Genomic DNA, 10,038 nt, shown 5'->3' on the forward strand with positions numbered 1-10,038 from the left:
ATCGTGAAAATAGATGTAATATTGCTTGACCGGTTTGCGGCATTTGAAAAGTCGATGGAATTTTTTACCGTTTTTTGATGTCAGCTCCCGGGCAGCCATGGTTTGCACCGGTTCCTTGTCGCCCAGGATGCAGAAGACAAAGTTCCCCTTTCCCTGAAAGCCATTGGCGTAGTGCTTTTGAACATACTGCAGCTTGGCGCCATCTGTACCTCCATCCACGGCCGGCCACCAGAAAATCGGGATATCGTATTTTGCCGCCTGCTTTGAGATATGGGTGTTTAGCTGATCGGTGACAATTCGCATGACACCGTTGGGGGGCTTGGAAAATCCCAAGCTCCTCAAAAAGATGACAATGTACCCGATGGAAAAGAAACTCCGGATGTATCCTCGAATGATAACGCGATCGAAACAAGTGTAATTAAATTTGATATTTTTAGAGAATTGATCTACAAAAGTGTTGTCCATGGGTTTTTCTTTTTTTTTTGAGGTTAGGTGTGGTAACTCAACCTTAATTTTTATAAGGATAACCCATGGCATTCAAGACTTTTCTATGTTGGCAGGTTTCGGAACTTTAGTTTGGTAAACTGTTTATAAACAATTCGCCGGGGATAACCGCATGGAAAAAAATAGCGTGAAAGAGGCGGGAATCGAAGCTTCTGAAAATGTAATCAGCATCAACTCAGTTATCGGAGATGATCTCAAACAACTAATTGAAAAGATAGAAAAAACAGGCCAATCTATTTTGATTGTCCGTGGTAACAAACCAATTGTCAAGATTGTTCCCCAGAAAAAAAATGATCCTTTAGAGATGGATCCAATTCTGGAAGGGGCTTGTTTTGTCGGTGATCCCACAGAGCCCCTCCCGGATTCCGACTGGCCGGAAGAGTTGAGATGATTTTACTTGATACACATGCGGCTGTCTGGCTTGCTTCAGATCAGAGCAAGCTGTCTGTGGAGGCGAGAAAAACAATATCACTTCATGCTGATAAATTGCATATATCAGTCGTTTCGGCCTGGGAAATATCAATGCTTTACCGGAGAAAAAGACTTCATTTGCCGATTGAACCTGAGCTGTATCTGGATCGAATGATAAAACAACATGCATTGAATGAAGTGCCTTTATCTCGCCATATTGCACAATTGTCCGTTCGTCTGCCGGAAATTCATAATGATCCGTTTGACAGATTGACAGAGTCCTCATTGCCTTATGTCAGGCCAATGAATGGACGTTGTTGTCCAAAGACAAGCTAATAGCCAAATATCCTGATATCCATATCGTCTGGTAATCGTAATCGAGGTCGGATACTGCTCCCGGGCGGTAAAGGATTAGGGGGACAGCATACATATTATCGATCACAACTTTTTTGGAAAATGATTTAATTCTTGCTTTATTTGATTGCATTATGATATGTTGCAATCAAATAAAGTATAGAATGGAGGTGATATCATGCCATCAATCACTGTCAGGAATGTACCGGATGAAGTTCACCGCGCTTTGCGGGTTAGAGCAGCACAACATGGCCGAAGTGCCGAAGCGGAGATTCGTGAAATATTGGAGAATGCTGTCCAGCCGGAAGGAAGGGTAAAACTTGGTTCGTTATTAGCTCGCATCGGGTCTAAAATCAATTTGACCGATGAAGAGTTTTCGATTTTTGACCAGAGTCGAGATAAAACTCCGGCCAAACCATTGGATTTTTAAATGATACTGTTAGATACAAATGTAATTTCGGAACCGTTGCGTCGTTCTCCTGAGGCCCGTGTTATTAATTGGATTGATGCACAATCACTTGAAACACTTTATTTATCAGCCATCACTGTTGCTGAATTGCGTTTTGGGATCGCAAGCCTTCCAGTTGGAAAGCGGCGAGATGAACTGGAAAACAGTATTGAAAATCAAATTTTGCCGCTATTTACCGGACGTGTACGCCCGTTTGACATTAACTGCACAACCGCTTATGCTGAACTCATGGCAAAAGCCAAATCCAGCGGCTTGGCAATTGCTGCCGCGGATGGATATATTGCGGCGATTGCTGCGACTAACCGATTTAGCGTCGCGACACGAGATGTTAGCCCATTCCAGGCAGCAGGTATCGATATTATCAACCCTTGGGAGATGTAAACAGTGTCGGAGTTCCAGTCTGGTCGGGGTCGGACCAAATTCATGAGTAATATAAGACAAAAACCCCTCCAAAATCCTCTTAGGAGCCTTATTTGCCCCCCCAAAAGAGAGTGTTTAAGATAGAACACGAATCATTGGCCCGCGCAAATCGACATTTTATCCCCGGGTATATCTGGCACATCACGCATCGGTGTCATAAGCGAGAGTTCTTGCTCACGTTTTCGAAAGATAAAAAACGTTGGGTGTCGGCAATCGGAAGAAATTGTGTTTCCGCAGGTGATTCATATCAGCTCCGCGAACCTCAGGCATCTTATAATGCTGATTTCGGGTTTAAAAACGGCAGCATAGGGCTTGAAAATACCTTTGAATGGCGATATTTTTTAAAATTCATTATGTTAACGTGGCCCGACCCTAAGCCCCCCCAAGCCCTGTAAACCACACCCATTGACAGCATCTGTTGACGGTGATAGTTTTACATCAAGGATTTTTCATAAAAAACAACTTGGACTTGGATAACCATACCATGACAACAACCATAACAGTAAGGCAGGTTGTAAAAACACATAACCGCCAACTTTTTATTACGCTTCCGGAAGGATTTGATTTTGAGGAAGTGGAAGTTATCGTTATGCCGGCGTCAAGGCCAAAGGATCAAATTTCCTTTTGGGAATCATCAGATATTGATATGGCCGGAAAGATAGGACTATCTTCTGCCGGTTTTCCTGAAGATGACGAGGACTATTCAGAATGGTAGGCAGAATTTATCTGGCTAAAATTTACTTCACAGATCTTTCAGAGTATAAAATAAGACCTGTACTTGTTTTGCGAGTATACGGAGAAGACTGTCTATGCCTGCCTTTGACAAGTAACCTGAAGCACGAAGGCTTTTTGTTGGAAACAAATGATTTGGTGGACGGTTTTTTGAAAAAACAATCAAAGGTGATCTTTCCGAAAAGCTTCACACTGCACCGCTCTATTCTGATAAAACATATCGCTACAGCAAGACAGGATATACTGTCCACCATACATCTTGAGTTTTGCAAAAAATTGGAATGTACCGCTAAAACCTGATACCCAAAAAGCATGAAAAAAATCGGGGTCTCTGAATTCGAAGCATCACAGAGAATCCGTCTGGATTTGAGCTCAGAGAAATCATTTTACCTTACAACGTGAGTTTTGATGCCCCAAAGGGCCATTTAAGACCAACAAACACGTTTATTTACGAAGAAAAAGACATGAATACAGTGGGTTGATTTGGTCCGACCCCAAAATTACAAAATTACCCAAAATTCGCATCGGGGGTTGAAGCTTCAGGAGAATAGCGTATGCTTTTAATTACAGGCGGCGCCGGTTTCATCGGCGCCAATTTTATTTTGCAGTGGCTGGCACACCGTGACGAGGCGGTGGTGAATCTGGATGCTCTGACCTATGCGGGCAATCCGGAGAACCTGCGCAGTGTGGAGAAAAGCGATAATTACCGGTTTGTGCATGGGGATATCACGGATGCAGACCTGTTGCAGCAGGTGTTTGCCCGATACCGGCCCCGGGCGATGATCCATTTTGCGGCGGAATCCCATGTGGACCGGTCCATCCACGGGCCGGAAGCGTTTGTCCATACCAATGTGACAGGGACTCAGCGGCTGTCGGGGGAACGGGGGAATGGGGTCTGACCGTTATAAGTAATTGAAATTATCAAGGATAATATCTGATTTCACCATCTAAAAATGGCTTATATTGAGTTTTTCAGGGGCAAAAGGCCTCTTTATTATCCGAATGATTATAGCAAGAGCAAAGCGACATTTTATTCCAGGCTACATCTGGCAGATAACTCATCTGTGCCATAAGCGGGAATCGGATATTCAAGTAGTTGAACTGACAGCAAAAATAGCGATTGAGTTTGCCTAACTTCCTGGTTAATTTCATCGTGATTCGATCGATCAAATAATTGTCGCCACGGCCCGCATTCATGATGGTTGACTGTTGATGACAAAATTCTTAATTACTATCATGTAAAATTGTTGAAAAATCCAAATTGACGTTCTCGACGTAATCGCTTATAGTTTTACCCTCCTTAAAATTCGATATGGATTACTGAGATGATCAATAAAGAGCATATTATAACCCTCCTAAAAGAATATAAAAAAAATCAGGCTGAACAGTTTGGTGTTGTCAAAATGGGTCTTTTCGGATCAGTTGCCAGAGGAAGCGTTAAGAAGGATAGCGATATCGATATTGTTGTTGAGTTTAAAAAGCGTAACCTATTAAACAGGATCGGCTTGAAAATGAGCTTGGAAGATTATTTAGACATGCCTGTTGATGTTGTTGCCTACAGGGGGGACTTAAACCCTCTTTTGAAAGAACGAATTTCAAGGGATGTTATTTATGTATGACCTTGAAATAGTAATCGACTTATTACATAAACTTCAAGAGGCCTTAAACAAAATTCAGGTAAGAATGCAGTCTGTGAAATCGGTCTCCGATTTGACTGACTCCGCAAAAGGCGTTGAAAAACTTGATTTGTTATGCATGCCTTTAATTGTAATCGGTGAGCTTGTCAAAAAAATAGATAAGCTAACAGACCAATCCCTTTTAAAGAATTATCCTGCGATCCCTTGGGCAGAAATAAAAGGGATGCGAAATATCGTTGTCCATGATTATTTCAATATTGACGCAGAGGAAATATTCAACACCTGTAAAGAGGATATCCCCAGACTCTCCAAAACGGTCGGTATTATGATATCGGATTTGGGGAGAAAATAAATGTAATTTGGGGGGCAGTATAATTTGGGGGGCAGCATACATATTATCGATCACAACTTTTTTGGAAAATGATTTAATTCATACTTTATTTGCTTGCATTATGATATAGTGCAAGCAAATAAAGTATAAAATGGGGTTGATATCATGCCATCAATCACTGTCAGGGAATTCAGGGGACATCACACTTAAATATTACCATCCGCCCTTAGCCCCTTGTCGGCGGCCCTTTTTTGAACTTCAGTTCGGTAAAAGCTGGGATTAGACCCTGACGTCGGGAGAATAGTATATGATTTTAGTTACAGGCGGCGCCGGTTTCATCGGCGCCAATTTTATTTTGCAGTGGCTGGCACACCGTGACGAGGCGGTGGTGAATCTGGATGCTCTGACCTATGCGGGCAATCCGGAGAACCTGCGCAGTGTGGAGAAAAGCGATAATTACCGGTTTGTGCATGGGGATATCACGGATGCAGATCTGTTGCAGCAGGTGTTTGCCCGATACCGGCCCCGGGCGGTGATCCATTTTGCGGCGGAATCCCATGTGGACCGGTCCATCCACGGGCCGGAGGCGTTTGTCCATACCAATGTGACAGGGACCCAGCGTCTGCTTGATGCAGCCCGCAGGCACTGGCAGCACCTCGATGGGCATGACAGGGAAACCTTCCGGTTCGTGCATGTTTCCACAGATGAGGTCTACGGCACCCTGGGGCCGGACGATCCCCCTTTCCGGGAAACCACCCCCTATGCGCCCAACAGCCCGTATGCCGCCAGCAAGGCGGGCAGCGACCATCTGGTGCGGGCGTACTTTCACACCTATGGCCTGCCGGTTCTCACCACCAACTGTTCCAACAATTACGGACCGTTTCAGTTTCCGGAAAAACTGATCCCCCTGGTCATTGCCAATGCCCTGGCAGGCAAGCGGTTGCCCATATACGGGGACGGCCGACAGGTGCGTGACTGGCTTTATGTTGAAGATCATTGTCGTGCCATTGAGCGGGTATTGAAGAGGGGCAGGGTGGGCGAGACCTACAATATCGGGGGGTGGAATGAAATGGCCAACATCGATATTGTTCGAAAAATCTGCGCGGTGCTGGATCGATGGGCGCCTTTGGCCGACACCCCCTTGAAACATCCTGAAACAGGGGTGGCGATCGGTCATTATGCGGATTTGATCGCATTTGTGGCGGATCGTCCCGGACATGACCGGCGGTACGCCATTGATGCCCGCAAGATCGAGACGGAACTGGGCTGGACGCCGGAAGAGACATTTGACACCGGAATCGGCAAAACCGTGAAATGGTATCTGGACAACCGGGGCTGGGTGGCGCGTGTTCAGGACGGCAGTTACCGGGAATGGATCGCGCAGCACTACAATCCATCGACATACAAGGCTGAGAAATGAAGATACTTCTGTTTGGCAAAAACGGTCAGGTCGGCTGGGAGCTGCAGCGGGCTCTCCAGCCTTTGGGGGAAGTCATTGCAACGGGGCGTGAACATGCAACTGGAGAAATGTGCGGTGATGTGAGCAATGTTGCCGGTATCCGTCGCACCATTGCCGGGGTCAAGCCGGATGTTGTGGTCAATGCGGCCGCTTATACCGCTGTGGACCAGGCCGAGAGTGAAGCCGGGCTTGCAAGGGCCATCAATGCCGTTGCCCCGCAGGCCATGGCCGAGGCCACGGAAAAACTCGGGGCCTGGCTTGTGCACTATTCCACGGACTATGTGTTTCCCGGCACCGGCACCGAGCCATGGGCGGAAGAGGACCGGACCGGGCCTTTGTCTGCTTACGGACGCAGTAAACTGGAAGGGGAACAGGGGATAGTCCAGGCATCCGGAAGATATATCATTCTGCGTACCAGCTGGGTATATGCTGCCCGGGGTAAGAATTTTGCCAAAAGCATGCTGCGTCTTGCCCGGGAGCGCGATACCCTCAACGTGGTGGATGACCAGTTCGGTGCCCCGACCGGGGCTGAACTGATTGCGGATGTGACCGCTCACATCATCCGCCGCCTTTTGTGCGGCAGGCAGACCCAGGAATCGCTTTCGGGGATTTATCACCTGGCCGCTGACGGGTACACCAGCTGGCATGGGTATGCGTGCCGGGTACTTCAGGCTGCGGAAGCTGCAGGGTATAAATTGAAGGTCAAAAGTGACGGGATCGGCGCCATACCCACGAGTGCCTATCCCACCCCGGCCCCGCGTCCGTTGAATTCCCGCCTGCGAACCGAAAAACTGAAACAGGCGTTTGACCTCCACCTGCCCCGGTGGGAGCAGGGGGTTGATCGCATGCTGGAAGAAATTCTTGAAACAGGAGATAATCAATGATGCAACACAAAGGAATAATTCTGGCCGGGGGTGCCGGCACGCGCCTGCATCCGGCCACCATATCCATATCCAAGCAGCTGCTGCCGGTCTATGACAAGCCCATGATTTACTATCCGTTGAGTGCGCTGCTGCTGGCGGGGATACGGGATATTTTGATTATCTCCACTCCCCAGGACATCCCGCGGTTTGAACATCTGTTGGGGGACGGAAGCCGTTGGGGCATCCATCTGGAATATGCGGTGCAACCCCGGCCGGAAGGACTGGCCCAGGCGTTTATCATCGGCAAAGATTTTATCGGTGACAGCCCATCAGCCCTGGTCCTGGGAGACAATATTTTTTATGGGCATAATTTTGTGTCTCTTTTGGACAATGCGGCCCGGCGCACCGATGGGGCCACGGTGTTCGCCTACCATGTCCAGGACTCCCAGCGCTACGGGGTGGCCGAGTTTGACGAGAACGGGCGGGTGCTGTCCCTGGAGGAAAAGCCCAGGGAACCCAAATCCAATTATGCGGTCACAGGATTGTATTTTTATGACAGCCAGGTGACCGGACTTGTCAGGGAACTGCGTCCTTCGGCACGCGGTGAGCTGGAAATAACAGACCTGAACCGGTTATATCTGGAACAGAACCAGCTGCACGTTGAACTGATGGGGCGCGGGTATGCATGGCTGGATACCGGGACCCACGACAGCCTTCTGGAGGCGGGCCTTTACATTGCCACCCTGGAAAAACGGCAGGGGCTCAAAGTGGCGTGCCCGGAGGAGATCTGCTTCCGCAAAGGGTGGATCGATGCGCAGCAGCTGGAGCAGCTGGCCCGGCCCCTGGAAAAAAACGGTTATGGAACATATCTGCTGCGAATTTTGAAAGGGAGGGTTTACTGATGCAGGCACAGAAAATGGATATACCGGATGTTGTTCTATTTACGCCCAGGGTGTTCGGAGACGAGCGCGGGTTCTTTTTTGAAAGCTACAATCAACAGGTATTCCAGGAGGCTACCGGCATCAAACCTGAATTTGTGCAGGACAATCACTCCCGATCGCAAAAAGGGGTGTTGCGCGGCCTGCACTATCAGCTTCCCCCGCATGCCCAGGGCAAGCTGGTGCGCATTGTGGCCGGCGAGGTGTTTGATGTGGCCGTGGATATCCGCAGGGGGTCGCCGTTTTTCGGCAAATGGGTGGGCGCTGTTTTGTCCGGGGAAAACAAACACCAGCTGTGGATTCCACCTGGATTTGCCCACGGCTTTGTGACCCGCAGCGCCACAGCGGAATGCCTGTATAAAACCACGGCGTTTTACGCCCCTGAAAGCGAGCGCTGCATCATCTGGAACGATCCGGATATCGGTGTGGACTGGCACTATGAAGACCCGCCGCTGTTGTCCGGTAAAGATCTGCAGGGATGCGCCCTTGCCGATGCTGAAGTGTTCGAGTGAGGTCTTTTAGCTTTATGCCAAGATTAAAAAAAATTTTACATGTCGGCTGTGGGCCGAATAGACTGAGGCATATCAAAGCGAGGTTTAATCCCCATGAATGGAAAGAAATCCGTTTTGATATTGACCCGGCTGTCGAACCGGATATTATCGGCACCTTGACCGATATGCGCAAAGTTGGCAGTGGTTGTGTGGATGCCATCTTCAGCAGCCACAATATAGAGCATCTATATCCTCATGAAGTCCCGGTTGCGCTGGCTGAGTTTCTGCGCGTGCTCAATGATGATGGTTTTGCTTTGATTACATGTCCTGATTTGCAGAGTGTCTGCCGCCTGATTGCAGAGGGCAGGCTCACTGACCCTGCATATAATTCCCCGGTAGGGCCTATTACCCCTCTGGATATTCTCTACGGACACCGCCCTCAGCTTGCTGCCGGAAATATGTATATGGCGCATCATTGCGGATTTACACGTAAGTCTCTGCAGACGGCTCTATGTTCTGCCGGGTTCAAATCTGTCGCTGCCAAGGCCAGGCCTGGGGCTTTCGATCTATGGGCACTGGCAAGCAAAAAGCCACGCACTGAAGGCCGGATGCGCACTTTGGCATTAGAATATTTTCCTGAGGCATGAGAGGATCGGCTGCGTCGGGCTATGACAGCATCGATGTCGGGGGCAGATACCAGGTAAAATGCATTGCCGTCAAACCCGGCGCCAAACTGTCCGTACAGATGCATCACCACCGGGCGGAACACTGGGTGGTGGTCTCAGGCACCGCCAGGGTGACCAACGGAGAAAAATCTTTTCTGGTCACTGAAAACCAGTCAACATATATCCCGGTAGGCCAGGTCCATGCCCTGGAAAACCCCGGAACCATCCCCCTGGAGCTCATAGAGGTCCAGTCCGGGTCGTATCTGGGAGAAGATGATATTGTGCGGCTGGAGGACAGGTATGGGCGGGTTGAGTGACCAGAGGGGGGAAATTCCGGGGAAATCTATGATAAGTTTTGTCAAGGGGAAAATGCCATTGGTTGGGAGTCGGACCAAATTAACTAATTGGAATTATGAGGGATATGAGTCAAAAACGTCTCAAAAATTCTCTTAAAAACCTTATTTAGCCCCCAAAAGAGACCGTTTAAGGTAGAACACATATCATTGGCCCGCGCAAATCGATATTTTATTCCAGACTAGATTCGGCACATAACTCACCGGTGCCATAAGCGGGAATTTCTTCTCAAGTTCTCGAAAGATCGCCATCGTTATTTGCAGTGGCTGTATCAGGCCAAAAAACGGTATAAAAACTAACGATACTGAACTACATGGTCTCTTCAAATCACATTCACCTGCTCGTATTCGATGCCGGGAAAAGGGATGTCATTCCCAAATCAATGCAACTGGTCGCAGGAAGAACCGGGC

15 protein-coding genes and 1 pseudogene are annotated in these 10,038 nt (G+C 48.4%); 15 read left to right on the forward strand and 1 reads right to left on the reverse strand.

The features are described from left to right. Window positions 1–465: hypothetical protein (locus DESPODRAFT_RS20415; RefSeq protein WP_216594013.1), on the reverse strand; the 465-nt coding region annotated here is incomplete at its 3' end. A 151-nt stretch (window positions 466–616) separates the two neighbouring features. Between DESPODRAFT_RS20415 and DESPODRAFT_RS15155 the strand changes: the two genes are divergently transcribed. From DESPODRAFT_RS15155 to DESPODRAFT_RS15230, 15 genes and pseudogenes are all read left to right on the forward strand, one after another. Next, window positions 617–895 (forward strand): hypothetical protein, encoded by a 279-nt coding sequence (locus DESPODRAFT_RS15155; RefSeq protein WP_004074527.1) that lies wholly within the window; start codon window positions 617–619, stop codon window positions 893–895. Beyond that, window positions 892–1,251, forward strand: a complete 360-nt coding sequence (locus DESPODRAFT_RS15160; RefSeq protein ID WP_004074528.1) for a type II toxin-antitoxin system VapC family toxin — start codon at window positions 892–894, stop codon at window positions 1,249–1,251. The genes DESPODRAFT_RS15155 and DESPODRAFT_RS15160 overlap by 4 nt, the downstream gene beginning before the upstream one ends. 196 nt (window positions 1,252–1,447) lie before the next feature. Further along, window positions 1,448–1,699 carry a FitA-like ribbon-helix-helix domain-containing protein gene (locus DESPODRAFT_RS15165; protein ID WP_004074529.1) on the forward strand — a complete coding sequence of 84 codons (252 nt, stop codon included), beginning with the start codon at window positions 1,448–1,450 and terminating at the stop codon, window positions 1,697–1,699. Beyond that, window positions 1,700–2,119 (forward strand): type II toxin-antitoxin system VapC family toxin, encoded by a 420-nt coding sequence (locus DESPODRAFT_RS15170; RefSeq protein ID WP_004074530.1) that lies wholly within the window; start codon window positions 1,700–1,702, stop codon window positions 2,117–2,119. A 523-nt stretch (window positions 2,120–2,642) separates the two neighbouring features. After that, on the forward strand, window positions 2,643–2,873 hold the full coding sequence (locus tag DESPODRAFT_RS15180) for a hypothetical protein (RefSeq protein WP_004074532.1): 231 nt from the start codon (window positions 2,643–2,645) through the stop codon (window positions 2,871–2,873). Further along, the gene (locus DESPODRAFT_RS15185) at window positions 2,867–3,190 is read left to right on the forward strand and encodes a type II toxin-antitoxin system PemK/MazF family toxin (protein WP_004074533.1); all 324 of its coding nucleotides are present in this window, start codon (window positions 2,867–2,869) and stop codon (window positions 3,188–3,190) included. The genes DESPODRAFT_RS15180 and DESPODRAFT_RS15185 overlap by 7 nt, the downstream gene beginning before the upstream one ends. Before the next feature lie 254 nt (window positions 3,191–3,444). After that, window positions 3,445–3,789 (forward strand): GDP-mannose 4,6-dehydratase, encoded by a 345-nt coding sequence (locus tag DESPODRAFT_RS15190; RefSeq protein ID WP_004074534.1) that lies wholly within the window; start codon window positions 3,445–3,447, stop codon window positions 3,787–3,789. A gap of 426 nt (window positions 3,790–4,215) precedes the next feature. Next, window positions 4,216–4,509, forward strand: a complete 294-nt coding sequence (locus tag DESPODRAFT_RS15195; protein WP_004074535.1) for a nucleotidyltransferase family protein — start codon at window positions 4,216–4,218, stop codon at window positions 4,507–4,509. Further along, window positions 4,502–4,879 (forward strand): HepT-like ribonuclease domain-containing protein, encoded by a 378-nt coding sequence (locus DESPODRAFT_RS15200; RefSeq protein ID WP_004074537.1) that lies wholly within the window; start codon window positions 4,502–4,504, stop codon window positions 4,877–4,879. Before DESPODRAFT_RS15195 ends, DESPODRAFT_RS15200 begins: the two co-directional genes overlap by 8 nt. 286 nt (window positions 4,880–5,165) lie before the next feature. Continuing rightward, window positions 5,166–6,278 carry a dTDP-glucose 4,6-dehydratase gene (gene rfbB, locus DESPODRAFT_RS15205; RefSeq protein ID WP_004074539.1) on the forward strand — a complete coding sequence of 371 codons (1,113 nt, stop codon included), beginning with the start codon at window positions 5,166–5,168 and terminating at the stop codon, window positions 6,276–6,278. Further along, the gene (gene rfbD / locus DESPODRAFT_RS15210) at window positions 6,275–7,201 is read left to right on the forward strand and encodes a dTDP-4-dehydrorhamnose reductase (RefSeq protein WP_004074541.1); all 927 of its coding nucleotides are present in this window, start codon (window positions 6,275–6,277) and stop codon (window positions 7,199–7,201) included. The genes rfbB and rfbD overlap by 4 nt, the downstream gene beginning before the upstream one ends. Then, window positions 7,198–8,082: a glucose-1-phosphate thymidylyltransferase RfbA gene (gene rfbA, locus DESPODRAFT_RS15215; RefSeq protein ID WP_004074543.1), complete on the forward strand. Its 885-nt coding sequence runs from the start codon at window positions 7,198–7,200 to the stop codon at window positions 8,080–8,082. Before rfbD ends, rfbA begins: the two co-directional genes overlap by 4 nt. Continuing rightward, the gene (gene rfbC, locus DESPODRAFT_RS15220) at window positions 8,082–8,630 is read left to right on the forward strand and encodes a dTDP-4-dehydrorhamnose 3,5-epimerase (RefSeq protein WP_004074545.1); all 549 of its coding nucleotides are present in this window, start codon (window positions 8,082–8,084) and stop codon (window positions 8,628–8,630) included. Before rfbA ends, rfbC begins: the two co-directional genes overlap by 1 nt. A 14-nt stretch (window positions 8,631–8,644) precedes the next feature. Continuing rightward, window positions 8,645–9,256: a class I SAM-dependent methyltransferase gene (locus DESPODRAFT_RS15225; protein WP_004074547.1), complete on the forward strand. Its 612-nt coding sequence runs from the start codon at window positions 8,645–8,647 to the stop codon at window positions 9,254–9,256. Between the two features lie 20 nt (window positions 9,257–9,276). After that, window positions 9,277–9,591: pseudogene (locus DESPODRAFT_RS15230) on the forward strand (cupin domain-containing protein); the annotation flags it as partial. Window positions 9,592–10,038: the final 447 nt, after the last annotated feature.

The organism is Desulfobacter postgatei 2ac9, from assembly GCF_000233695.2.
Lineage (GTDB): Bacteria > Desulfobacterota > Desulfobacteria > Desulfobacterales > Desulfobacteraceae > Desulfobacter > Desulfobacter postgatei.

Coding starts and splice junctions, on each gene's coding strand:
- rfbA (WP_004074543.1), top strand. CDS start 7,198: ATGATGCAACACAAAGGAATAATTCTGGCCGGGGGTGCCGGCACGCGC.
- DESPODRAFT_RS15190 (WP_004074534.1), top strand. CDS start 3,445: ATGCTTTTAATTACAGGCGGCGCCGGTTTCATCGGCGCCAATTTTATT.
- DESPODRAFT_RS15200 (WP_004074537.1), top strand. CDS start 4,502: ATGTATGACCTTGAAATAGTAATCGACTTATTACATAAACTTCAAGAG.
- DESPODRAFT_RS15165 (WP_004074529.1), top strand. CDS start 1,448: ATGCCATCAATCACTGTCAGGAATGTACCGGATGAAGTTCACCGCGCT.
- rfbD (WP_004074541.1), top strand. CDS start 6,275: ATGAAGATACTTCTGTTTGGCAAAAACGGTCAGGTCGGCTGGGAGCTG.
- DESPODRAFT_RS15225 (WP_004074547.1), top strand. CDS start 8,645: ATGCCAAGATTAAAAAAAATTTTACATGTCGGCTGTGGGCCGAATAGA.
- DESPODRAFT_RS15185 (WP_004074533.1), top strand. CDS start 2,867: ATGGTAGGCAGAATTTATCTGGCTAAAATTTACTTCACAGATCTTTCA.
- DESPODRAFT_RS15170 (WP_004074530.1), top strand. CDS start 1,700: ATGATACTGTTAGATACAAATGTAATTTCGGAACCGTTGCGTCGTTCT.
- DESPODRAFT_RS15155 (WP_004074527.1), top strand. CDS start 617: ATGGAAAAAAATAGCGTGAAAGAGGCGGGAATCGAAGCTTCTGAAAAT.
- DESPODRAFT_RS15160 (WP_004074528.1), top strand. CDS start 892: ATGATTTTACTTGATACACATGCGGCTGTCTGGCTTGCTTCAGATCAG.
- rfbB (WP_004074539.1), top strand. CDS start 5,166: ATGATTTTAGTTACAGGCGGCGCCGGTTTCATCGGCGCCAATTTTATT.
- rfbC (WP_004074545.1), top strand. CDS start 8,082: ATGCAGGCACAGAAAATGGATATACCGGATGTTGTTCTATTTACGCCC.
- DESPODRAFT_RS15195 (WP_004074535.1), top strand. CDS start 4,216: ATGATCAATAAAGAGCATATTATAACCCTCCTAAAAGAATATAAAAAA.
- DESPODRAFT_RS15180 (WP_004074532.1), top strand. CDS start 2,643: ATGACAACAACCATAACAGTAAGGCAGGTTGTAAAAACACATAACCGC.